The organism is Candidatus Yanofskybacteria bacterium (assembly GCA_016181175.1).
GTDB lineage: Bacteria > Patescibacteriota > Minisyncoccia > 2-02-FULL-40-12 > IGHO2-01-FULL-4-A > 2-01-FULL-44-17.
This window is the reverse complement of record JACOZV010000002.1, coordinates 22,557-45,140: the sequence shown is the minus strand read 5'-3', so window position 1 is coordinate 45,140 and position 22,584 is coordinate 22,557. Positions and strand designations below refer to the sequence as shown.

Below are 22,584 nucleotides of genomic sequence, written 5' to 3'. Positions count from 1 at the left end.
TTAGCAATTACAAAATTAACGGTCAAGGACGGGGACGGGGAATTTGTCGGAGCCAGTAATCATGCTCCCATTCCCAGAGAGTTTTGGCGGCGAGAAAGGCTTGAACATCTTTGTCAATATCCAGAAGTTCGCGCAGTTCAACTTCACCAAGAAGTTCGCCCCAAACATGCGGACACTTGGAAGCAGCCACTCCCTTAGCGGGACGTATTTTTATATTTCCGCCTTTTTCGCGCATCTTGGAACCACAACCTTTCAAACAAAACCTAGATTGATCCAGCCGCAAAATCCAACGCTTGAGAGACGGCATGGAGGGACTTTCTCGCAAAGCCTCTACATATGCCGAGGTCTGTATGCCGTAGTCTCTATAAATCGCGTAAGATGTTTTGATATCAAGCACTCCTAATTGGCCATTCAGCTCAGCAAGACAATCCATGGTACCAGCATAATGGTGCTTCTTACTGACGATTCTTGTCTCAATCTGATGAGGTATTATTTCATTTTGTTTTTTAAAATCCAAAAACGCTGTAACAGCGGGGGCCACCGAATCGGGGATAGCGGGTTGCTCGTTCTTAAGAATCGCTTCAACGGTCTCATGCAAAAGCGTGCCTTCCTCGGCCGATTTGTTTTTAACCGCTTCGCCAGCGGCAAAACTTGCCTGGCCGGCGTAAAACTTATAAAGCGCCGGTTTGGCCTTAATGGAAACGATGGAAGTAACCCGCGGATACCAAATTCCGTCAATTTCGTATCCTGTTGCAGCCTTAAAATTTTCTACATCAGAATAATACATAGCTCTTATTTTAACACGCCATAATAAAAACTTTTAATTGACGGTTTCATTAATACCATGTAATATCAGTTCAGAAATTTAACAATACATACGTGGTGAACCGAATGAATATTTCATCGCTTTTTGAAAAACGCTTAGAACGGGTTAATCTTCAAAAAACAGCAATAGTACTTCTAAAAGCCGACGGCACAGAAGAAAAGTATTCTTGGTACAATTATCAAGAGAAAGCAATGTGTGTAGCCGAATGGCTAAGTAAACAAGGAATAAAAAGAGGGGATTTTGTAGCAATCATCCCGCTTAATTTGCCAGATTCATTTTTCGCACTATTGGGTATAATCCTGATCGGTGCCGTTCCGGTACCAATCAACGTTCAGCTTCTTAAAGAAAAGGGGTTGGTTGATTTAAGAAAAATAATTGACGACTGCAAACCAAAGTTAGTTTTGGCCAACGAATCCCTGTATGAATTAATGCCGGAAATAGATCCTTATTTGATTGAGGGTATTATCGCGAGAACCGAATTACTCCTATTAAAATCTAACAAACCTCGGTCATATTATTATCGCTTTTACACCGCAATGGGAGAAAACGACCTGCTTATTATGCCATACACTTCCGGCACTTCGGGACAGCCAAAGGGTGTTATGCTAACACAAAAAAACATATTAAACCGCCTTGAAGCTATCACTGCCGCCCTAGAAGCGACGGAAGAAGAAAGAATTTTATCATATTTGCCTCTTGGCCACATAGCCGAATTGGTCGCCACTTTTTTTGGGCAAATTTACGCCGGCTACACCGTTTATTTCACTGAACACGTGAAAGAAGCTATAAAAAACCCCGAAAAACTAAGAAAAAATTTTCCAATTGTTCTTCAGCAAGTCAAACCAACAATTTTTATAGGAGTTCCGAAGATTTGGACCAGTTTTAGAAAAAGTATTGAAGCTCAAATTAAAAAATTACCGATGCATGGTTTGATAATACCGCAGTGGCTAAAAAAACGCGCAATTAAGAAAAAACTAGGTTTTAGAAAAACAAGGATTTTTGTGAGTGCGGCCGCTAAAATAAGCGGCGATGACCTGGAATTCTTTGACAAGTTGGGTATACGAGTAGACGACATATACGGACAAACTGAAACTGCCGGACCCCTAACATTTAACGGCGTGCCGCTTGGCCCAAACAACAAAATGTGTGTTAAAGAAGAAGAGATAGTGGTGGTTGGGGACTGTGTTATGGCCGGATATTTCCAAAACCCTTCGGCAAATGAACAGGTTTTCAGTAAAAACGAAGTGGGCGAGGTTATTTATCACACCGGCGATACCTGCAGAAAAGACGGTGAAAAAATTTTTTGGACTGGCAGGCTCGGCAATGGCTTCAAATTGGCAAATGGTGAGTACGTGAATCCGGAAAAAATTGAATTCATTGAAGAGGAAATCAGAAAAATTGATCCAAGAATAAACGAAGCGGTAATTTGCGGGGTCAACAGGCCACACTTGGTAGCTTTAATATTTATTGACGGAAATTCAGAATTTCGGGAACTGTCTGAAAAAATAAAGTTGAGACTACCACAAGTGGGGGAGGGCATACACAAACTAAAGAATTTTGTGTTATTAAATAATACCGAATTGGAAATGACCCCAACAATGAAAATCAAAAAAAACTCTTTGCTTAAAAAGTTTGAGTTAACCGTTAATCAAATGTATCGATCAACATAGAAAAGATAGAAATTTATAAAAATAAAGTCCGCTAATAAGCGGCTTTTTTATGGGGAATAGGCGAGTGGACACAATTTTAAATATAAACATAACGTCGCACAATCGTAGTTATGCGACGTACCACTCTGAATTGTTCTAACTCTCTGTTACTAAAAATAAGTCTTCCGGTTAAGTCAGGAACGGCAGTAAGGCCTTCAATATGCCCGCCACTGTCTGTATAACAATTAAGAAAAGGTTAATGGCTAGAATGGCAACCGCCCTTAGAACGCTTACGAAGTCATTGCTAGAAAGGTTATTGATATTCAAAAGATTAAGGTTTGGCATAGTAGTACCTAAATCGATATTGGGAACCAAATTTTTAAATAAATCGCTGTCAAAAGGATTAATGTTTAGAATTGAGGGTAAAGGCAAAGAAGTTTCATTAATTGAATACGCCGAAGAATATCTAACTACAAACATAATTGATGCGATAACAGCAAGAAATGAGATTGTGTAAACTAGATTTTTTTTCAAAATCAGCACCTCCCCTCTTTTGTTATAATTATATTATGCCACATTTGATATATCAGGTCAATGAAGTTATCCACACCCTTAATCGTTCCTGCTGAATACTCTTGCATCTTCAAAAAATAGTTTTATGGCTTCAAAAAGTGGCAAAACACTCAAAAAATATCTTAAATCAACCACTTCTCTAGCAATATATCCCAAAAGGCCGGAAAAATTATATCCGTTTAGGTGCACCAAGGCATACTTGCCCCCAACCGGCGCAATCCAAATATCATAATCTGGTTCATATTTTTTTAACTGCATTTTACTGTTGATGAGTCGGATAATATTTTCTGCCGCCACTCTCCCCTGCTCTATTGCCAGAAATGCCATTTGAGGAATTGGTTTTTGAGTTTTAGGATCAATAAAAACAATGTTATCACCTATAGCAAAAATATTAGTATGGTTTTTTGTCTGTAAAAATTCATTCGCAAATATCCTGCCGCGATCATCTAGCTCAAGACCAGAAATACCCTTAAATAAATCGAGAGTTTTTACCCCAGCCGTCCAGACAATAAGATCGCCACTTAAAACATCGCCGTTTTTTATTTTCACATAATCCGGGCCGACTTCTTCAATAGGAGAATTAGTAAGTATGTTGATGCCGAGTTTTTTCAGTCGTTTTTCTATTATTTTTCTCTCTTTATCTGAAACCATCGGCAATATGGCCGGTGTGGCTTCTATCAGGGTAATAGCCGCACAATTGGGCTGGGCAATAGCATGCCGATGGGCTACATGAACCGCGCAATTTGAAAACTCCGCCGCCAACTCTATGCCATTGAAGCCTGCCCCGCCTATCAATATATTAATCGGCAGGGATCTTTTATTTTCACTGGCCTCAATAAATAATTGCTCTATTTTGTCGTTAAGCATAAGCGCGTTTTCAATTGTTTTAAACTTAAATGCGTATTCCTCAACACCGGGTGTTCCAAAGGTAGAAACGATCGAACCGAAAGCCAGCACGAGATAATCAAATTCAATAACAGCACCGCCGTTTGTAACGACATGCTTAGCTTGCAAATCTATATGGTTAATTTCAGCTTGTACAAATTCTACTTTCTTTCCCTTAAAAATTTTACTAAATGGAATGCAAATCGTACCACGGAGTTTGGTGTGATACGGATGTTCGTGGTTAACACCATAAATGGAGGCTACTTCATACAAAGACGGATGGAAGGTTTGACTGTTATTTCTATCAATCAAAGTAATTTTCGTATCTCCCCTTTTCCCAAGTTTACTCTCCAAATCCAAAGCCACACGTATACCACCGAATCCCCCACCAAGAATTAGTATTTTAGTCATGCACTAATTGTATCAAAATCACTCACTTAGGAGTTCAACTCCTAAGTGATAAGGTTTAGAGATTTTTCCATATCCTTTCTGTTTCTTATTATTTTTAAAGCTTCCTCGGCAAAATCTTTATAATTTGCCGCACTGTTAAACTGCGACATAATTATTTTTTTATTACAAAATCCATTCATGACATTAGTGTATTCCTCCCAGCTTGATTTACACAACTTAGGAGTTGAACTCCTAAGTTGGTGGACTTTGTAATTCAGATTAATGTAGGCACTTAAATAAAGTAGGTACTCGTTAGTATCTACATGGATAGCTTTATATCTCCCCTGGAATAAAGCTCCGCTAGTTTTATTCTTTCCATTAAAATAGTTTGTGTATCCAGTACCAAGTCTATGCATAAACTTAATTATACCACCATCCGCTATTTGTTTAATAAGAATGTGGAAATGATTTTGGTTTAAACAGTAGCATACAAAATCAACTATTTTCTCTAACTTTGGAGTTGAACTTCTAAGTTCTTCGTTTTTGAATGAATTGATATAAATACTGCCAATTGGTTCTTTGGTATTAAACTCCTGCATACTTTGCAAAAACCTCATTAAATCAAATGGTTTCAAAAAAATCGCCCTCTTATTATTTCCCCTATTGAATATGTGGTAAAACTCGCCAGTTGTAAATTTGGGTTTTATCATTTGCGTTATTCTATCTGACTTTACTTAGGAGTTCAACTCCTAAGTAAGATGGGGGTGTGGATAAATAAAAATAAAACCGGCTTTTCGGCCGGACATAATTAGTTATGGCTATAATTTTTAATGATGGGCACGCAGACTCTAAAGCCTAACGTGGGATTATCTTGTAGATTTAAAGTACCATATCTTATCACCTGGACCCAATAACGTTCTCCTCTATCATTTTCAACCAAAAGTTCCATATCAAATAGGTCTCCTTTAATTCTTACAATAGTAGTATGTTCTTTTCCATGGTTGGCATCATTAAAAAGGTGGGTTAAAACCCGATCACCAATTTCGTAATTTGGTAAAATTTTCCTGCAGGCATCATTGTGTTTTTTTAGACAGTTTTTAGCTTTTTCCAGTTTTTTGTACACACTACAACACAAAGGACAAGTATACTCTTTTTCTAGTACTATAACCTGTCTGACCATTTTTGTATCCTCCTGATGATGTTTTAGCTATAAAACCAACTAAAATAGGTTTTTAAAGTGCAACACTGACCATTATATCTTTACATACTGCTTATAAATAGTCAAGTGGGTTTAGGGAGCCATCGAAATAGTTGAAGTATAGTTGGCCGTTTTTGTCGTTGATATAAGTGAAGAAATCACGGTACAGTGAGAGGTGCAAGTGCGAACCGGTTGAATTACCGGTTGAGCCCTCGTAGCCGATTATTGAGTTAGCTGTTACAGGCGTCCCGTTAACAAGACCGCTTGGACTGCGCATGTGGGCGTAAACAGTCACGAGACCGCGGTCGTGCCTAACCGCTACCCAGTTGCCGAAACCATTGTTAAAACCGCTTGCCAATATCGCGCCACTCGCAACTGGCCTGATAGGTGTGCCATAACCGGCCGCAATATCTATCCCATTATGAGGCGCTCCTCCGTAGGCGCCGCGCCGCGCGTATGCCGTCATACCATAACCTTGGGTGAGATAATAGTCGTCATATGGCCACTGGAAAATTTTACTGCCACGCATCGGTACCGAATCTGCGGTAACGTGAACAATAAAAGCTCCGCTTTTTACCGCTTCTGCTTCAAATTTTTGCAACTCAGCGAAAAATTCTGCTTTTTTCTTTTCTACACTGCTTAAAAGTTGCTGATATTTGGCTTCCTGGCCCTTTGTTTGCGCCAATAACACGTCTTTGCCAACTTTATTGCCGCTTAATGCAATTTTTTGGCTTACTTGTTTACTGTTGAGCGCCTCGAGTTCCGACTTTTTCAAATCCAACTTTTGTTTACCTTGTTCCAAGTCTTCTTTTTGCGTCTTGAGCTCCGTCAATAATCCTACGAGTTTATTGTTTAAGTTCTGGACTTGGTGCGCCTGGTCGGTAAAATCAGAAAGCCGCGGACTTTTGAGCAATACCGCCAGCAAGCTTAACCTGTCTTGCTCGTAAAGAAACAAGAGAAGCTCCCCTACTGCCAACTTTTGTTTATTTATCTTTTCACTGGCATCAAATATCTGCCCTTCCAAGTCCACAATCTCAAGTTTTGTTGAAGTAACCTGACGATCAGTAATTACTATCTTGGTTTGGAGTTGTAAAATCTGATTATTTAAAATGTCTATCTGTTTTTTCAGAGTATCCGCTTGTTTTTGTTTTTGCGCAATGGTGCCTTTATATTGCTCCGCCTGCTTTGTCAATTCTTCAATTTGTTTGCGCAGGTCAAGGATTTTTTGACTTGTCCCGTTAGAAGTAAGATCTGCTTGCAGATCTGCAGACATCGCTACTGATGTCTGACTTCTAACGGGACTTGTATCGTCAAGGGCAAAAACGGGCGCTGCAAGTAGTAAATAACAAGCAGCAAGCAAAGTAAAAATTAAAACCCCTCGGCTTAATTTGTGGGAATTACTAGAGAGTTTTAACATTTTTATGACTTTTTAGTCGCCGAACCCATTCTTTGAAGAGTCATTTCCTTTCCAAGCACAAAAGCCACATCCACCGGATCGGGAGACGCCTTTTCACCCGTTAATGAAACCCTAAACGGCCAATACACCAATCCCCTGTCTTCAAGGCGCTTGCCAAGTTCATCCAACTCTTGGCGCAGCCGGCTTTTGTCTTCCGTACCGATTTCCTCAATTACTTTTTTAACTTCCGCAAGAGAATTTTTGACTTCGTCCTCGCTTCTGGACTTCCATTGCAGTAACTCTTTGCTGTATTCCGGTTCTTTGAAGAAAAAATGAAATTCCTTGACTTGATCCAGATATTCCAATCGTTCCCGCAAAAGTGGAGCAATTTTTACAATTAATTCTTTCTCTTGATGGCCAAAATGTTTTGCCACGAATGGCTGAACCAATTTAGCCAGACCTTCGTCGTTCTCCATTTTTATGTATTGTGAATTTATCCAGTTCAACTTTTTAATATCAAAAATCGCACCCGCTTTATGAACTTTTTCCAAGTTAAATTGCTCAATTGCCTCGTTCTTGGTCAAAATTTCATTTTCCGACTTATCCGGCGTCCACCCCAAAAGGAAAAGAAAGTTGACTATAGCATCAGGCAAATAACCTAATCCGCGGTATTCTGCAATAGATGTTGAGGCATGGCGCTTAGATAATTTAGACCGGTCAGGCCCTAGTATCAACGGCAAGTGCGCGTATTGCGGCTGTTCAAAACCAAGTGCTTCTTGCAAAAGAATTTGTTTGGGCGTATTTGCAATATGGTCCTCGCCACGAATTACGTGCGTTATATCCATCTCATAATCATCAACCACCACCGCAAAATGATAAAGCGGCACGTCAACCGACTTGGCGATACTGACATCTCCTAGCAATCGTTCTTCAAATTCAATATTTCCTCGAATAACATCCAAGAACGAAATTTTTCTTGTTGAATCCGGGTCAATCTTTAATCTTATGATTCCTTGCCGACCATCGGCCGCATCTACATTGTCACGAAAACTGCACACGTGCCTGGGCATGTTTTTGTTTGTCATCTGCTCTTGTCTCTCTTTTTCTAATTCTTCCTCGCTGTGATAGCACCAAAACGCCTTTCTGTCGTCCAGCAACTTTTGAATATATTTGGAGTAAATTTTGGTTCTGTCACTTTGTTTATAAAACTCATCCCATTTCAGGCCAAGCCATTCAAGGGAAGAAATAATATCGTCTTCAAACCTCTTTTCCGAGCGCTCAAGGTCAGTATCTTCAATACGTAAAATAAATTTGCCCTCGCTTTTGTGACGAGCAAAAAGCCAATTAAAAAGGGCCGCTCTAGCAGTACCGATATGTAAATATCCCGTTGGCGATGGCGCAATTCGCACCCTAACTACTTCTTTTTTCACCTTAGTCATAAAACCATTATATCAAAGAAGTGGTTGAAAAAATAGTCAGAAAGGTTTATCTTTTAAGTAGAAATGGCCACAGATATCCAAAAAAACGCTCTTTGCTACGGCCAGAAATTTGGACATGACTTTGATGTCATAGGCGGCAAATGTAGCAAATGTGGCATCCAGCAGGGCGAATTGAACGGCGGACTTCAAAAAATAGAATATTTCATCAAAAAACCTGAACATGGCCTGCATAGTGAAAGGCATGCCCTTGCTAAAGAAATATCCGATTTTTGCGGAGAACCTAAAAAATTCGGAATGTATTTGGGAATAATTAAAAATATCGGCTTGCCACGCGCATACAAAATATTCGCCGAATTAAAACAAGCAAAAAAAATTGAGACACCAGGCAAATTATTCCTTTATTTATCTGCCTACAAACCCCGCACCTTTTCTGGACAGGATGCTACGCATCAAGAATCCAATAATCCAGAAAAGGTGCGGGGTAAAAAGCCGGTAAAAGAAAAAAATAACAATCTACCTCAAAATGGAAATCGTAAAAGAACCCAAAAAAATACTTCGCAAAAAATTAAAAAGCGTAGAAAAGATAACGCCTGAAATTAAAGCGCTAATTTCTGATATGAGGAAAAAGATGGTTGAGTCCAATGGCGTGGGATTGGCGGCTAATCAGATAGGCCATGATTTGCAGATTTTTGTGATTGATAAAAATCTGGCAGACGAAAACGGCGCGCCAGATGCCTACATCAACCCGGAGATTACGGAGTTTTCCAAAAATACCGGCGAAGTAGAGGAGGGCTGTTTGAGTATACCCGGGTATTGGCACCAGATAAAACGCTCAAAAAAAATAAAAATAAAGGCACTTGATGAAAACGGCAAAAAAATCAAAATAAAAGCGCGAGGGTTTCTCGCGCGTGTCTTACAACACGAATATGATCACTTGCAAGGAATGCTCATAAGAGATCGGGTTTAATTTGTTTCAGCTAAAAAACCAGCCACCTTATGAATAATGAATCCGACTATATAAATCAGTAATGCGGCCCAAAGTGGTAAGCCCATTTTTTTACTTATCAAAGCAACAGCCACTCCAGAAAGTCCGGCAATCAAATAGTTCATATAAACACACCTCTTAGTTTATTATACATAATTAACGTGCAAGAGTCAAAAACCAAAATAATTTTCTTTGGGACGGCGGATTTTGCGGTGCCGGTATTGGGAGCATTAGTTAAGGCGGGCTACTATATTGTGGCAGTTGTTACTACGCCGGATAAGCCAGTTGGGCGCAAACAAATCCTCACTCCCCCGCCGATTAAGGTTGCAGCACAAAAACTAGGCCTCAATGTTTTACAACCGTCTAGTCTTAAAAATGATCCCGATTTAAAATTTATAATTTATAATTTAAAATTAGATATCGGTGTCGTTGCCGCTTATGGCAAACTTATCCCGCCAGAAATTTTTAATTTGCCCGGGCATAGTATGGTGGTCGTTCATCCTTCTTTACTACCTAAATATCGTGGCCCCTCACCAGTTCAAACAGCTATTTTAAATGGAGAAAAAATATCTGGCGCTACTATAATGAAAATTGACGAGGAATTAGACCATGGACCAATTATTTCTTCGGAAAATTACAAAATATCCGGCATTGACTTATTCCCCAAAATTAATGCAGAGATATGGCAATTAGGCGCGGAACTTTTGATAAAAACCTTGCCGGATTATTTATCCGGCAAAATTAAACCGCGACCGCAAGACCACACACAAGCAACTTTTACTAAAAAATTTACGGCCGAAGACGGGGAGATCAAACCTAACGACACCCCCGAACAAACATATAATAAAATACGGGCTCTGAACCCGGAACCGGGCGTGTTTATATGGCTTGAAAAAAACGGTAAAAAAATAAGTCTAAAGATATTGGCCGCCGAAATGGAAAATGGTCGCCCAAAATTTAAAAGAGTGCAACTTGAAGGTGGCAAGCCAATGGATATAAAAGAATTTTTGGCAGGCCATCCCAATTTTAAAGTAAATCTGTTATAATTTTTATTGTGGATCCCGAACGAGACAGCAAGAGTTTATATTATAAGCAAAACCAAATAATCAAACCAGGCTTTCTTTTACGGGATAACTTAAAAGATACGGATTAGGTTTAAGGTTTAAAGATTTAAACCTAATCCTGTCTCGTACGGGATGGAAAAAGAAAGAGTCCTTGAAGTAGAAAATTTATCAGTTTCATTTAACGGCCAAAAGGTTTTGGATAATATTAATTTTTCCCTGAACAGGGGCGAGGTTTTGGCCGTAATCGGTCCTAATGGTTCAGGTAAGAGCGTGCTATTCCGCACTTTGCTTGGACTTGTCCCCTATTCTGGAAAAATAAATTGGGAAACCGGACTCAAAATTGCCTATGCACCCCAAAAGCTCATCATTGACCGAGGACTGCCGCTAAGCGTCAAGGAGTTTCTTGGTCTCAAGTCGGCATCCAAAACAAACATGCTGCAAGCCTTGTCCTCCGTTGGCATTAATACAGACTCCGAACACGAGCACCACCTTGAACACCATATTCTCAATCGCCAAATGGGTTTATTGTCCGGCGGAGAATTCCAAAGAGTTCTTGTCGCCTGGTCTCTGGTTGATAATCCTGACGTTCTGCTTTTCGACGAACCAACTTCTGGCATAGACATCGGCGGAGAAGAAACTATTTACAATCTCCTTCACGAGCTTCAAGACAAAAGAAAATTAACGATTATTTTAATATCCCACGACCTGAACGTTGTTTATAAATATGCTAAAACTGTCATTTGCCTTAACAGGCAGCAGGTTTGTTTTGGGGAACCACATACTGTATTAAGCCCAAAAGATTTATCATCACTTTACGGCGGGGAAGCAAAGTTTTACCATCATGACCACTCTTTGAGTGAGAATTAAAAACATCTACGATAGTTATAAAAATGGTTAACGAATTACAATTGATTTCTGCGATTTTCGTCGGTATAGCTTCCGGCTATCTGGGTTCCTTTATGGTCCTCAAGCGTATGGCTCTTGTGGGTGATGCCTTGTCTCATGTCGCCTTGCCTGGCATAGCATTGGCATTACTTTTTAACATAAACCCATTTTTAGGCGCTTTTGCCACATTGTTTGCTGGCATAATCGGCATCTGGCTTATAGAACATAAGACGGAATTGCCGGCCGAATCAGTAGTCGGCTTGTTTTTTACTTTTTCTCTTGCCGTTGGCTTACTTATCACGCCTGAAGAAGAATTACTTGAAGCATTATTCGGAGATATTGCAACCATATCTGGTACCGACGCCTTGCTAGCCATAATTTTCTCTCTGACAGTGCTTTTTATAATGAAATCTATTTCAAAAGGATTTATTCTTGGAACAATTTCAAAGGACTTGGCTAAGGCATCCGGCATCAAAGTGGCCCGTGATAATTTTATTTTCATGATTTTAGTTGCTCTAATTGTAGCTCTGGGAATTAAAAGTGTTGGCACTCTCCTTATGGGCGCCTTGGTTATAATCCCCGCGATTGCCTCCAAAAATATTACTTCCAACATGTACAGTTACACCAAAACTAGTGCCGCCATCGGTTTGGTGAGTTTAGTTGGGGGAATCATCTTGGCTACTCGATTTGGACTTCCGCCAGGCCCCATAGCGGTTCTTACCAGTACAGCCATATTTTTGGCCACTCTTGCATTTAAAAAATAATTTTGTTTCAATTATCGGATTATGTCTCTTGGCGTAAACGAACTAAAACCCAAAACTTTCTTTATCTGGGAAGGTCAACCTTATGAGGTGCTTGAAACGCATCATCTTAAGATGCAACAACGACGTCCAGTGGTACAAACACGCATGCGCAACCTGCTTAACGGCAAAACCTTGGAGCGCAATTTTGCCCAGTCAGATATTTTTGAGGAAGCTAACATCGAACGCAAGGGCGTTAAGTTTTTATATAACCACCGTGATGAATATTGGTTTGCCGATCCGTCAAACCCAGCGCAAAGGTTTAAACTGGAAAAGGAAATTATCGGCGACAATTACAAATTCCTTAAACCCAACACTTTGCTTGAAGCTATAACTTTTGATGGAAAAATAATAAACATAGAATTACCTATTAAAATGGATTTCCGTGTAATAGAGGCCCCGCCGGCCATACGCGGCGATACGGCCCAAGGAGGAGTCAAACAAGTTAAATTGGAAACAGGCGCCATGGTTAACGTCCCGCTATTCGTTGGTGAGGGTGATATTGTCCGTCTTAATACCGAAACTGGAGAATATGTAGAGAGAGCCAGTAAAGGCTAGGAGCTAACACTCGCCTCTTTATTCTTTTTAGAAAAAATCAGAACAAATAAAGGAACCACCGCCCACCAGAATTGGGCGGTTTTTGTCGCAAAATATGGGACTAGTTTTGACGGAACACGCTCTATAAGTTCCGGCGGAAAGTAAGAAAGCATAATTGTCGCCAAAAATCCCATTTCCACTACCGCGATTAATACAACGGCGGCGATTGACGATTCGGCAAGGGTCAGGCGATGCTTAAGAACCGAACGATTTAAAATTCCAAAGGCAATTCCATAAATTAAGAAAAATAAACCAAAGTGCAGCCAATAGTCGGGCACGTTTTTTATTGATGTACGCAATTTATCAAAATATACAAAATGCGATTCCAGAAAAGCGGCAACGTACAAGCTCAATAATACCAATAGTATACGTGACCGGCCTAAGCTTAATGCCACCAACAAAATTGCAAAAACAAAAAAAGAAATAATTAACCAATCATAACGCAAACCTGATACATTAATATTACCTGCCAGCCCCTGGGCAAACTTGGAAAAATCCATTAGATAAATCAATATTTGAGAAATAATTTGGTTAGCCATGATCAATGTAATTATAACATCAGTCAATAAGATTAAAAAACCTCGTTATTTACGAGGTGAATAAGCAATCTTTAATTAAACGGCTCACCAGCCCATTTTTTCAAACAACAAATCGTGACCCTGCTGAGCAAGAAAAACCGCGTCCTGGTCGGCCCGATGAGGCTTTGTACGCTCATCTTTTACGCCTAATTCTCTTAAAGAAGCGCCTGCTTTTCTCATGTAACCACGATAAACGGAGTCCAAATCAAGACCACTCCATCCATAAGGAGACGGCGACCGTAGATCATCGTAAAGACCGAAACATAAATCTATTCTACCACCATCAAAAAAGACGGTATCGGTCACACCGATAACTTTTTCTTCTCCACTTTTCATGCTTTTAATCCAATCGCTAAACCTTTGCATGGCCGAAAATCGTTCTTCACAACGTTTTGCCATGAATCTTAAAACTTTTTCCGGATCAAATTTCAAACTTTTAGAGTCAAACCTGTCATCTCTCAACTTGATCTCTTCAATACACATTAATTGAGAACAACCGACCCTCATCGCTTCTATGTCATAACAATAGGAATCGGGAATCAACTCGGCATAAAAAACCAGTCCCTTTTTCCAATAATCCTCAAAAGTGATTTTTTCACGTGTTATTACGGCCGCCCCAATAGATATGGTGCTGTGCCGTCCAAGTTTCCCACCGGCAGATTCAACGTCATTGGCTATATAAATCATCTAGCTCTCCTTGGTTGTCAAAAATCATGAAACTAAAATAACGCGTTTAGTCAAAAATTACAAATTTCATATTAAATTTCCCTGGCCAATTCCTCAACTAACTTCCTGGCTTTACCGCTTAATTTTCGCGGTGTTTCAATTTTTATTTTAACTATCTGGTCACCTTTGTGGGAACCGTGCACACCCAAGCCCTTCAGACGCAATAATTCGCCATTTTGGACACCAGACGGTATCTCAATTTCTTTTTCTCCGTCCAGTGTCGGAACAGACAAATGCGCACCAAGAACCGCATCGGTGATTTTTATAGGCATTTCATAAACTATGTCATTGCCAACACGTCTAAAGCTCTTGTCCGTCTCAACGCTGACCTGAACGTATAAATTCCCGGATTTTTTGCCGCGAAAACCAGCCTGTCCTTCGCCTTTGACAATAAATGCTTCGCCGTTATTGATACCTGCGGGAATTTTAAGCTCAATGGTTTTATCTTCACGTTTTTTACCCTCACCCTTACAAGCATGACAGTTCGTTTTGGGCACCTTGCCACTACCACGACAAATATTGCATATATACACTCTGGTTATATTTCCAAAAAATGAAGCAGTGGCTTCTCTGACTTCACCCCTACCGCCGCAAACGGAACAGTTGACCAAGTCGGTCCCCTTTTCAGCACCACTGCCGCCGCATTCCCTACAGGAAACATCTTGTTTAATCTGAATGGTTTTCTTCGCGCCGCGAGCAGCTTCGTAAAGACTAATGGCTAAACTGATTCTCAAATCCATGCCTATGCCAGATTCTTCTGGCTCGCGCCTAGCTGCCCTGCTTCGCCCGCCAAAAGCATCACCGAAAATATCAAAAATATCTTCAAAATTAAAATTCTGCCCGCCTTGAGCTTCCCCGAAAGGTCCCTGTCTAAATCCACCGAATCCCTGTGAAAAATCAAAACCATCAAAAGGACCTTGCCTGCTGAATCCCTGGGAACCAAAAGCAGATCCGAATTGATCGTATCGCGAACGTTTATTGGGGTCGGAAAGCACTTGATAGGCCTCGTTTATTTCTTTGAATTTTTTCTCGTCCCCGCCTTGCTTGTCGGGATGATATTGATGGGCCAGCTTTCGATAGGCCTTTTTAATATCTTCCTGCGAGGCGCTTTTTGGCACCCCTAAAGTTGTATAAAAGTCATCGGTAGTTAACATAATTTTTTCTATTTGTTAGTATTTTAACATATCCGTCTTTTCTTTAAAAAAGAGGTGGAAAATGGCATCTACTACTATTAAGCACGGGCTAAACAAAGAAGAAACAAACAGTTTTATTGCTCCATATCTTGCTAACAATATTTCAACTAATGTTGTGGTATTTATTAATACATCAGCAATTCGTTACTCCCTAGAGAAAAAAGATAAGGTAAGCGTCAGTACATCAGAAATCTTCGATTCAGTACAACGAATGCTTGAATCTGGCGGTTTAAAAATTTTGGCATCAGATGTTATATTGAGAGCTTCAGATGGGCAGGCTAGAAGTTGTGAGTGTTCTGTATTGTTGACTTGTCCAGAAAACTAAAAAGAAGGCATGAAATAGACAGGAGGGTCTGGTAATCAGGAGAAATCCTGATTTTTATTTACTAAAAAATTACAAACCATAAGCCGATACCAATCGGCGGCTTTTATCGTTCGCAAATTGCTAAGAAAAGTACTAGCCCGACGGATTTTCCGGCGGAGGCGCGCGCGTTTTGCTCCTGTCCCGAAGGGCCAGCAAAACACGCGCGCGTAGCCGGACAGCAAAACGGCGAACTATCTATTTTCCCCCTGTTTTTTGGTCTTCCTCTTTTAACTCCTCGCTCTCTGGTTTCTCCTCCGGCTTCTGCTCCCCTGCCTGCCCCGAGGTGGCATCACCACTTTTCGGGGTTGATTGCTTATACAATATTTCCCCTATTTTCTGCGCTGCCACGGACAATTCTTCTGTGGCTTTTTTAATTATGCCAACGTCTTCACTTTTCTTAGCTTCGTTTAGAGCTGCCATTTTGTCTTCAATATTTTTGCGTTCCTCGGCACTTATCTTATCCCCCGCATCTTTCATTGCTTTTTCCGTCGAATAAACCAATGTCTCCGCCATATTGCAAGAATCAACCAGCTCTTTTTTCTTGGCATCTTCGGCGGCAAATTTTTCCGCTTCGGCTGTCATTTTTTTCTTTTCTTCATCTGTCAATCCAGACGATCCCTCAATCCTAATAGACTGCTCTTTGTTTGTTGCCTTGTCCTTGGCTTTTACATTCAAAATACCGTTAACATCAATGTCAAAAGTCACTTCAACCTGCGGCACACCGCGCGGAGCAGGCGGAATACCATCCAGAATAAACTTGCCAAGCGTTTTATTGTCCGCTGACATTGCCCGCTCGCCTTGCAATACGTGTATTTCAACTGATGGCTGATTATCTGCCGCCGTTGAAAATGTTTGGGTCTTGGCAGTCGGCACGGTGGTGTTTTTCTCTATCATTTTGGTCATTACGCCACCGAGAGTCTCTATGCCAAGTGAAAGAGGAGTTACGTCAAGCAGTAATACATCGCGAATATCACCCTGCATTATACCGCCCTGAATTGCCGCGCCTATTGCCACAACTTCATCAGGATTTATGTCTTTGTGCGGTTCTTTGCCGAATAATTTTTTAACCGCCTCAATAATAGCTGGCATTCTGGTCTGACCACCAACAAGAATTACCTCGTTTATGTCAGACATTTTAAGCCCCGCTTCTTCTACGGTTTTACTGGTTAATTCTATCGATTTATCAATATAGTCTTTGACTAAATCATCAAGTTTGGCTCGCGTAAACGACATGCTGAAATGCTTAGGCCCGGAAGCATCGGCGGTCAAAAAAGGAATATTAATTTCTGTCTGCATCGTGCTTGATAACTCGTGCTTTGCTTTTTCCGCCGCATCCTTGAGACGCTGAACCGCCAACTGATCTTTGCTTATGTCCACGCCATTTTCTTTTTTAAATTCATCAATTAGATATTGGATAATCTTCTGGTCAATATCATCTCCCCCCAAATGGGTATCTCCGCCAGTACTACGGACTTCTATGGTGTCTTCGGAAACCTCGAGCACTGAAACGTCAAAAGTTCCGCCGCCAAAGTCGTAGACGACAATTTTTTCATCTTTTTTCTTGTTGAAACCATAAGCAAGCGCGGCCGCTGTCGGTTCATTGATAACGCGCTTAACGTTAAGTCCGGCAATTTCACCAGCGTCTTTAGTAGCTTTACGCTGGGAGTCGTCAAAATATGCGGGCACTGTAATAATAGCGTCGGTAATCTTCTCACCAAGCTTATCTTCAGTGTCCGTTTTTAATTTTTGCAAAACCATTGCCGAGATTTCTGCAGGCTTATACCATTTTTCCTGCATTTTTACTTCTACATCGCCATTTGAACCCTCCTTAATCTCATAGGGCAGAAGCTTCTTGTCGTGTTGAACCTCTGTATCTGAAAAACGGCGACCGATAAGCCTCTTAACTGAAAAAATGGTATTGGCGGGGTTGGTAACGGCTTGGCGCTTGGCAGTAACGCCGACATAACGCTCGCCGTTTTTACCAACAGCAACCACCGAAGGAGTGGTCCTCATCCCTTCCTTATTTTCCAGCACTCTCGGCTGTCCGATCTCCACAATCGCCATCGCCGAATTAGTTGTTCCCAAATCAATTCCAAGTACCTTGCTCATGTTTATTATTTTTAGGTTTTTGCCAAAGTATGTTTCAGGCATTCCGACGAACGGATTGCTCGGTTGATTTTTGATAAAATATTTCTCCGTCAAAAATCAAATCCGTGAGACGAAATAGCGTAGCCGCCGCTGGAGCGGCGAAGCGTGCCTGAGGCATGCTTTGGCTAAAACCGCTTTATTATTTTATAATTTTAACCCTTGCCGGCCTGATTACTCTGCCATTCATTGTATAGCCGACTCTTACTTCCTCTATATTTCTTGCCCCGTTGTCGCCGTCAGGCGATTTTACGGGGTCGCCTTCTTCCATGCTTACTACCTCATGTAACATTGGATCAAATTTTACCTGCCCTGAGCCCGTCGAAGGGCCGCCTACCTCAATTTTTTCCACGCCATATTTTTTTAACAAATCTTCAAACTTTTTAATTACCTGCCCCAGACCTGCATCTTTGACTTGCTTTGTAGCCATATATAAATCGTCCATGGTATCCAATAATTCTAAAATCAAACCCGCATTTGCAAACTTAACAAATTCCTCCATTCTCTTGGCCTCATCTTTTTTGTAGTTTACAAAATCGGCTCTCTCGCGCTTCCAATTATTTAAATATTCTTCTGTCATATCTTTCTCGTCGGCAACAATGGTTTGATTTATATTGTTTTGATTTTGATTTTCGTTTTTTTGTTTTTGGTCATCCATATTTTTTGATTTAATTGGCAAAAATTTAGTGACTGGGCCCAAAAAGTTTTTTCCACCTTTCTTTTACTTCCCCGCTTGATGCAATACTTATTTCAAAAATGATTTTATTTTTTAACCGTATTAAAAGAAGGCGCGACAGTCCTCCATCGCCCAGATAAACTTTTACATCTAGCTTTTTAGAATTTATCAGAGCACGAATTTCTTCCCTACTCCATTCTGGCAAGGAATAAGTACCCTTTTCTCCAATCAGAATTTCGTTTATTTTTTCTAACAACTCGTATACCCTTCCTTCATCACCGCTCAAAATAGCTTCCTTAAGCGCATCTGTTTCTGCTTTGTGTTCAAATTTTTGTTGTGTGGTGTTTTCTAACTTGTCTATACTGTTTTGCTTAGTTTGTTTAACTCGTGTGTCACATACTTAATTAACCCCAAATTTTTTGCGTAGTCCATCCTGGTAGGACCCACCAACGTCAGTGAACCGGTTAAATTCTGCGGCAGGTTGTATCTTGCAAACATAATCGTCTCATCCCTGATATTCCGAACAGGATTTTCTCGCCCAATAAAAACTTTAATATCATCAATAAAAAATTCTTTTTCGATTTGATTAAATAAGGAATCGAACTCATCAAAAAAACTGGTCAACCTGAACATTCTATCAAACTCCCGGAATTCCGGCATTTCAAATAGACTTGAAAGCCCGACCTTGAAAAATTCGTCTTCATCAATGATGTTGGTTATAACCAAATTTTCTGATAAATCCGAGAGTGTCTGCGCCACTATCCTATTTATTTCTCTCGGATCATCTCCGGCTCCGACAATGGCAGTTTTTATTTCTTTTTCTTGTTTTTCATTTTTCATCTCTTGCTTTTCGCTTACAATATTATCCACATAATATCTGTATGCCATATCTGTCGGTATACGACCGCTGGAGGTGTATAAATGTGCCAAAAAACCAAGCTCTTCCAAATCATTCATTTCAGACCTAATAGTAGCCGAACTTAAGCCAAAAAATCCTGATTTTTCAAGCAGTTTTGAACTTACCGGTTCTGCGGTCCTAATAAAATTTTCAATTATAGAGGCAAGCAGCGCTCCCTGTCTATTAGTAATCATATTACCCATTATACACATTGGCACTCTAAGGTCAAGAGTGCCAATTGGTAAAAACAAATCCAGTTGTTATAATTCAAGAATGCACAAACTAAAACAATTCTGGCAGCGGTTAGGTCCAGGCTTGATTACCGGGGCTTCGGATGACGAACCGTCGGCTATTGCCACCTACTCCATTGCCGGAGCCAAATTCGGTTACCGTTTTTTGTGGGTAGCCTTGTTCTCGCTTCCACTTATGATAGCAATCCAGGAAATGAGCGCCCGCATCGGTAGGATTTCAAATCGCGGCCTGGCCGGCAATATGAAAAAGTTCTATCCGCGCTGGCTTATGTTTTTGATAGCCATCTTGATTGTGGGAACCAATACGATCAACATCGGGGCCGATATGTCCGGCATGTCGCAAGCTTTGGCAATAATTACGCCTTTTCCTGAAAAAATAACCGCCGTTGTTATGATGATAATTATTTTAGCCGTTACGATCTTTGTGTCTTATCAGAAAATTTTCATAATATTCAAATGGCTGGCTTTGAGCTTGTTTGCATATATATTTGCCACATTCACCGTCCACCAAAACTGGTCGCAAGTCTTTTATCATACCTTTGTGCCCAGTTTTGTTTTTAACAAAGATTTTTTTGTGGTTCTGACTGCTTTTATGGGCACGACATTGTCGCCCTACTTGTATTTTTGGCAGGCAAATCAGGAAGTTGAGGAAAAAACAATTGAGCAATGCAAGCCCGGCCAGATATGCCACTTGCGCCCGACAACCGATGACGAATTGAAAACCTTAAAAATGGATACGCGGTTTGGCATGGTTTTTTCCAATATCATAACTTTTTTTATAATCGCCTTGACCGCCTCCACTCTTTTTAGAGCTGGAATTAATAATATTGAAACTCTGCGTGACGCCGCCGAAGCATTAAAACCGCTTGCCGGGGAATATTCTTACCTTTTATTCACAATTGGTATAATAAGCTCGGGATTTTTGGCAATACCAGTATTGGCCGGTTCGGCCGCTTACGTTGTGGCGGAAATTTTCGGTTGGTCTGAAGGTCTGGATAGAAGTTTTACCAAAGCCAAGCAATTTTACGGTATAATTATAATTTCAGCGGTAATCGGCCTGCTAATCCCGCTTTTCGGGTTCCATCCCATAAAAGCCTTGTTTTACACTTCCATATTATATGGCATTATTGCTCCAATTTTGATATTGATGGTAATACATATGGCAAACAACAAAAAAGTGGTCGGGGAACGCGTAAATAGCCGCACATTGAATATACTGGGTTACCTTACATTTTTTATTATGACATTTTTTGCAGTATTAATTTTCTTTATTTTGTAGTATGAGATGGTTTCAAAACTCCATTTCTGCTGCAACCCCTGATTTTTGAATAATACTTTGTCAGATTTCGTAAAATGTCCTCACCGTAGCTTTTGCTACGTTTCCGGGCATTTTACTCATCTTTCTCGTCTTATTAAAAAATCAGAAATTTCGCTACGAAAGGAGTTTTGAAACCATCTCTTATGCAAATCTACAACACCCTAACTCGCCAAAAAGAAGAATTTAAACCGGCTGAACCCAAGAAGGTTAAAATGTTTGTCTGCGGACCAACGGTTTATGATTATATCCACGTTGGCAACGCCAGAACCTATACGGTTTTTGACGTTGTCGCAAAATATTTAAGACACAAGGATTATGATGTTGAATATATACAAAACATTACCGATATTGACGATAAAATAATTACTCGCGCGCTTGATCTAGGAAGAGACCCATTAGATTACGCAAAAGATTATGCTGACCTATTTTTAGAAGATATAAAAAAGTTGGGAATTGATTCGGTTAGTCATTACGAACCGGCCACGAAAAACATTGATCAAGTCATAAAACAAGTCCAAACTCTCATAAAAAAGAGTAACGCGTATAAAATAGAGGGCGACGGTTTATATTTTGATCTAAAAACGTTCCCGGAATATGGCAAATTATCCGGCAGGACAGTTGAAATGGCCGAAGATGGTCTATCCCGCATTGATGATAATCCAAACAAGAGGAATCGCGGTGATTTTTGTCTCTGGAAATTTTCTAAACCGGAAGAACCCGGCTGGGATAGCGAGTTCGGCTACGGTAGACCGGGCTGGCACATAGAAGATACCGCCATCACCGAGAAATACTTTGGGCCCCAATATGACTTGCATGGTGCTGGTGCAGATTTGATGTTTCCACACCACGAAGCGGAAATTGCTCAGCAAGAGTCAGCTTCCGGACTAAAACCTTTTGTCCGATACTGGATGCATGCAGGATTTTTGGTTAATAAAACCCAAAAAATGTCTAAATCATTAGGTAATTTTATGATTTTACGCGAAGCTTTGAAAAACTACAGTCCAGAAGTTTTACGGTTTTATTTCCTAAGCTCGCACTACCGCTCGCCATTAGATTACAACGAAGAATTGCTGAAACAAGCAGAGGCCGCAACAAATCGTCTTGCTGAATTTATTTCCAGGCTAAAATCTGCTCAAAATTCACTTGGTAGCTCAGCTACTAAGTTGGATATGGTTGGTAAAATCAAGGAAAATTTTGAAAAAGAAATGGATGATGACTTTAATACTCCTCGCGCCATTAGCCATATATTTGATTTAGTGAGAACGGTTAATCCGATGATAGATTCCGGTAAATTAGACAAGGATGATTCTAAAAAAATTATTGGCTTGCTAAATAATATTAATAAAGTCCTTGGTATTATCCCTGAAAAAATCCAAGAAATACCAGCGGAAATACAAAAACTAGCCAGTGAACGGGAAACTGCCCGCCAACAAAAAGATTTCACCCGCGCCGATGAACTCCGTGAACAAATAAAAAACCTCGGCTATGAGGTTGAGGATACTAATTACGGGGCGTTAATCAAAAAACTTCCACAGGCCTCCTGATTTTCTTACACAGTTCTCCGTTTGCCGCTTGAAAACTGCGGATTTATATTAATAAATCCTTGTTTTCTGCGCGTTTTCCGACTAGTCCTAGTGTTACCCGACAATTCTTAACGCTCACAAAGCTAATTTGTTAATCGGGATATGAATGATAAAAATCATGAGGCCCGCTTCGCCACTTTTCTCAAAAAACAAAAAACCAGCTGG

General features: G+C 40.4%; 25 protein-coding genes. 10 read left to right on the top strand and 15 right to left on the bottom strand.

The genetic code is table 11. The features are described 5' to 3' along the window. Positions 1–22: 22 nt before the first annotated feature. Entirely contained in the window at positions 23–787 is a 765-nt protein-coding gene (locus tag HYT61_02085) for a hypothetical protein (GenBank protein ID MBI2063010.1), read from the bottom strand. A 104-nt stretch (positions 788–891) separates the two neighbouring features. Between HYT61_02085 and HYT61_02080 the strand changes: the two genes are divergently transcribed. Continuing rightward, the gene (locus HYT61_02080; protein MBI2063009.1) at positions 892–2,496 is read left to right on the top strand and encodes an AMP-binding protein; all 1,605 of its coding nucleotides are present in this window, start codon (positions 892–894) and stop codon (positions 2,494–2,496) included. Positions 2,497–2,664: 168 nt separating this feature from the next. On the opposite strand, the gene HYT61_02075 is transcribed toward HYT61_02080, so the two are convergent. The 6 genes from HYT61_02075 to HYT61_02050 all read right to left on the bottom strand — a co-directional run bounded on the left by HYT61_02075 (position 2,665) and on the right by HYT61_02050 (position 8,356). Then, positions 2,665–3,009, bottom strand: a complete 345-nt coding sequence (locus tag HYT61_02075) for a hypothetical protein (GenBank protein MBI2063008.1) — start codon at positions 3,007–3,009, stop codon at positions 2,665–2,667. A gap of 78 nt (positions 3,010–3,087) precedes the next feature. Continuing rightward, a complete protein-coding gene (locus HYT61_02070) occupies positions 3,088–4,344 on the bottom strand; it encodes an NAD(P)/FAD-dependent oxidoreductase (GenBank protein ID MBI2063007.1) in 1,257 nt (418 codons plus the stop codon). 41 nt (positions 4,345–4,385) lie between these two features. Then, positions 4,386–5,033, bottom strand: a complete 648-nt coding sequence (locus HYT61_02065; GenBank protein MBI2063006.1) for a transposase — start codon at positions 5,031–5,033, stop codon at positions 4,386–4,388. A 98-nt stretch (positions 5,034–5,131) separates the two neighbouring features. Beyond that, a complete protein-coding gene (locus HYT61_02060) occupies positions 5,132–5,503 on the bottom strand; it encodes a hypothetical protein (GenBank protein ID MBI2063005.1) in 372 nt (123 codons plus the stop codon). A gap of 91 nt (positions 5,504–5,594) precedes the next feature. Beyond that, on the bottom strand, positions 5,595–6,938 hold the full coding sequence (locus tag HYT61_02055) for a peptidoglycan DD-metalloendopeptidase family protein (protein ID MBI2063004.1): 1,344 nt from the start codon (positions 6,936–6,938) through the stop codon (positions 5,595–5,597). 2 nt (positions 6,939–6,940) lie between these two features. Then, positions 6,941–8,356, bottom strand: a complete 1,416-nt coding sequence (locus tag HYT61_02050; GenBank protein ID MBI2063003.1) for a glutamate--tRNA ligase — start codon at positions 8,354–8,356, stop codon at positions 6,941–6,943. Positions 8,357–8,419: 63 nt separating this feature from the next. Here HYT61_02050 and HYT61_02045 point away from each other — a divergent pair, with 63 nt between their 5' ends. Both HYT61_02045 and def read left to right on the top strand, forming a co-directional pair. Next, the gene (locus tag HYT61_02045; protein MBI2063002.1) at positions 8,420–8,950 is read left to right on the top strand and encodes a hypothetical protein; all 531 of its coding nucleotides are present in this window, start codon (positions 8,420–8,422) and stop codon (positions 8,948–8,950) included. Continuing rightward, positions 8,880–9,323 (top strand): peptide deformylase, encoded by a 444-nt coding sequence (def, locus tag HYT61_02040; GenBank protein ID MBI2063001.1) that lies wholly within the window; start codon positions 8,880–8,882, stop codon positions 9,321–9,323. The genes HYT61_02045 and def overlap by 71 nt, the downstream gene beginning before the upstream one ends. Here def and HYT61_02035 read toward each other — a convergent pair. Continuing rightward, positions 9,320–9,466, bottom strand: a complete 147-nt coding sequence (locus HYT61_02035) for a hypothetical protein (protein MBI2063000.1) — start codon at positions 9,464–9,466, stop codon at positions 9,320–9,322. The two genes, def and HYT61_02035, sit on opposite strands and share 4 nt — an antisense overlap. Positions 9,467–9,502: 36 nt before the next feature. Between HYT61_02035 and fmt the strand changes: the two genes are divergently transcribed. From fmt to HYT61_02015, 4 genes are all read left to right on the top strand, one after another. Beyond that, positions 9,503–10,387, top strand: coding sequence for a methionyl-tRNA formyltransferase (fmt, locus tag HYT61_02030; GenBank protein ID MBI2062999.1), 885 nt, complete (start codon positions 9,503–9,505; stop codon positions 10,385–10,387). A 150-nt stretch (positions 10,388–10,537) separates the two neighbouring features. Then, the gene (locus HYT61_02025) at positions 10,538–11,272 is read left to right on the top strand and encodes a metal ABC transporter ATP-binding protein (protein MBI2062998.1); all 735 of its coding nucleotides are present in this window, start codon (positions 10,538–10,540) and stop codon (positions 11,270–11,272) included. 23 nt (positions 11,273–11,295) lie between these two features. After that, a complete protein-coding gene (locus HYT61_02020) occupies positions 11,296–12,054 on the top strand; it encodes a metal ABC transporter permease (GenBank protein ID MBI2062997.1) in 759 nt (252 codons plus the stop codon). Positions 12,055–12,075: 21 nt separating this feature from the next. Then, positions 12,076–12,648: an elongation factor P gene (locus tag HYT61_02015; GenBank protein ID MBI2062996.1), complete on the top strand. Its 573-nt coding sequence runs from the start codon at positions 12,076–12,078 to the stop codon at positions 12,646–12,648. Here HYT61_02015 and HYT61_02010 read toward each other — a convergent pair. The 3 genes from HYT61_02010 to HYT61_02000 form a co-directional block, all read right to left on the bottom strand. Continuing rightward, positions 12,645–13,226 carry a hypothetical protein gene (locus HYT61_02010; GenBank protein MBI2062995.1) on the bottom strand — a complete coding sequence of 194 codons (582 nt, stop codon included), beginning with the start codon at positions 13,224–13,226 and terminating at the stop codon, positions 12,645–12,647. The two genes, HYT61_02015 and HYT61_02010, sit on opposite strands and share 4 nt — an antisense overlap. 84 nt (positions 13,227–13,310) lie before the next feature. Further along, on the bottom strand, positions 13,311–13,952 hold the full coding sequence (locus HYT61_02005) for a hypothetical protein (GenBank protein MBI2062994.1): 642 nt from the start codon (positions 13,950–13,952) through the stop codon (positions 13,311–13,313). 71 nt (positions 13,953–14,023) lie between these two features. Beyond that, positions 14,024–15,109 carry a DnaJ domain-containing protein gene (locus HYT61_02000; GenBank protein ID MBI2062993.1) on the bottom strand — a complete coding sequence of 362 codons (1,086 nt, stop codon included), beginning with the start codon at positions 15,107–15,109 and terminating at the stop codon, positions 14,024–14,026. Positions 15,110–15,206: 97 nt separating this feature from the next. On the opposite strand from HYT61_02000, the gene HYT61_01995 reads away from it, so the two are divergent. Beyond that, complete coding sequence (locus HYT61_01995) at positions 15,207–15,509, top strand: hypothetical protein (GenBank protein MBI2062992.1); 303 nt, start codon at positions 15,207–15,209, stop codon at positions 15,507–15,509. A 234-nt stretch (positions 15,510–15,743) separates the two neighbouring features. Here the strand turns inward: HYT61_01995 and dnaK are convergent, their stop codons facing one another. The 4 genes from dnaK to HYT61_01975 form a co-directional block, all read right to left on the bottom strand. Further along, positions 15,744–17,657, bottom strand: coding sequence for a molecular chaperone DnaK (gene dnaK, locus HYT61_01990; GenBank protein MBI2062991.1), 1,914 nt, complete (start codon positions 17,655–17,657; stop codon positions 15,744–15,746). Between the two features lie 178 nt (positions 17,658–17,835). Then, on the bottom strand, positions 17,836–18,351 hold the full coding sequence (locus HYT61_01985; GenBank protein ID MBI2062990.1) for a nucleotide exchange factor GrpE: 516 nt from the start codon (positions 18,349–18,351) through the stop codon (positions 17,836–17,838). Positions 18,352–18,376: 25 nt separating this feature from the next. Further along, complete coding sequence (locus HYT61_01980; protein MBI2062989.1) at positions 18,377–18,625, bottom strand: hypothetical protein; 249 nt, start codon at positions 18,623–18,625, stop codon at positions 18,377–18,379. Between the two features lie 101 nt (positions 18,626–18,726). Then, the gene (locus HYT61_01975; GenBank protein MBI2062988.1) at positions 18,727–19,461 is read right to left on the bottom strand and encodes a hypothetical protein; all 735 of its coding nucleotides are present in this window, start codon (positions 19,459–19,461) and stop codon (positions 18,727–18,729) included. A gap of 79 nt (positions 19,462–19,540) precedes the next feature. Here HYT61_01975 and HYT61_01970 point away from each other — a divergent pair, with 79 nt between their 5' ends. After that, positions 19,541–20,797: an Nramp family divalent metal transporter gene (locus tag HYT61_01970; protein ID MBI2062987.1), complete on the top strand. Its 1,257-nt coding sequence runs from the start codon at positions 19,541–19,543 to the stop codon at positions 20,795–20,797. Between the two features lie 182 nt (positions 20,798–20,979). Next, positions 20,980–22,380 carry a cysteine--tRNA ligase gene (locus tag HYT61_01965; protein MBI2062986.1) on the top strand — a complete coding sequence of 467 codons (1,401 nt, stop codon included), beginning with the start codon at positions 20,980–20,982 and terminating at the stop codon, positions 22,378–22,380. The last annotated feature ends 204 nt before the right edge of the window (positions 22,381–22,584 follow it).

Coding starts and splice junctions, on each gene's coding strand:
- HYT61_02080 (MBI2063009.1), top strand. CDS start 892: ATGAATATTTCATCGCTTTTTGAAAAACGCTTAGAACGGGTTAATCTT.
- dnaK (MBI2062991.1), bottom strand. CDS start 17,657: ATGAGCAAGGTACTTGGAATTGATTTGGGAACAACTAATTCGGCGATG.
- HYT61_02065 (MBI2063006.1), bottom strand. CDS start 5,033: ATGATAAAACCCAAATTTACAACTGGCGAGTTTTACCACATATTCAAT.
- HYT61_02045 (MBI2063002.1), top strand. CDS start 8,420: ATGGCCACAGATATCCAAAAAAACGCTCTTTGCTACGGCCAGAAATTT.
- HYT61_02010 (MBI2062995.1), bottom strand. CDS start 13,226: ATGGCTAACCAAATTATTTCTCAAATATTGATTTATCTAATGGATTTT.
- HYT61_02050 (MBI2063003.1), bottom strand. CDS start 8,356: ATGACTAAGGTGAAAAAAGAAGTAGTTAGGGTGCGAATTGCGCCATCG.
- HYT61_01965 (MBI2062986.1), top strand. CDS start 20,980: ATGCAAATCTACAACACCCTAACTCGCCAAAAAGAAGAATTTAAACCG.
- HYT61_01985 (MBI2062990.1), bottom strand. CDS start 18,351: ATGGATGACCAAAAACAAAAAAACGAAAATCAAAATCAAAACAATATA.
- HYT61_02085 (MBI2063010.1), bottom strand. CDS start 787: ATGTATTATTCTGATGTAGAAAATTTTAAGGCTGCAACAGGATACGAA.
- HYT61_02035 (MBI2063000.1), bottom strand. CDS start 9,466: ATGAACTATTTGATTGCCGGACTTTCTGGAGTGGCTGTTGCTTTGATA.
- HYT61_02015 (MBI2062996.1), top strand. CDS start 12,076: ATGTCTCTTGGCGTAAACGAACTAAAACCCAAAACTTTCTTTATCTGG.
- HYT61_02060 (MBI2063005.1), bottom strand. CDS start 5,503: ATGGTCAGACAGGTTATAGTACTAGAAAAAGAGTATACTTGTCCTTTG.
- HYT61_01995 (MBI2062992.1), top strand. CDS start 15,207: ATGGCATCTACTACTATTAAGCACGGGCTAAACAAAGAAGAAACAAAC.
- HYT61_02055 (MBI2063004.1), bottom strand. CDS start 6,938: ATGTTAAAACTCTCTAGTAATTCCCACAAATTAAGCCGAGGGGTTTTA.
- HYT61_02070 (MBI2063007.1), bottom strand. CDS start 4,344: ATGACTAAAATACTAATTCTTGGTGGGGGATTCGGTGGTATACGTGTG.
- HYT61_02025 (MBI2062998.1), top strand. CDS start 10,538: ATGGAAAAAGAAAGAGTCCTTGAAGTAGAAAATTTATCAGTTTCATTT.
- HYT61_02020 (MBI2062997.1), top strand. CDS start 11,296: ATGGTTAACGAATTACAATTGATTTCTGCGATTTTCGTCGGTATAGCT.
- def (MBI2063001.1), top strand. CDS start 8,880: ATGGAAATCGTAAAAGAACCCAAAAAAATACTTCGCAAAAAATTAAAA.
- HYT61_01975 (MBI2062988.1), bottom strand. CDS start 19,461: ATGATTACTAATAGACAGGGAGCGCTGCTTGCCTCTATAATTGAAAAT.
- HYT61_02005 (MBI2062994.1), bottom strand. CDS start 13,952: ATGATTTATATAGCCAATGACGTTGAATCTGCCGGTGGGAAACTTGGA.
- HYT61_01970 (MBI2062987.1), top strand. CDS start 19,541: ATGCACAAACTAAAACAATTCTGGCAGCGGTTAGGTCCAGGCTTGATT.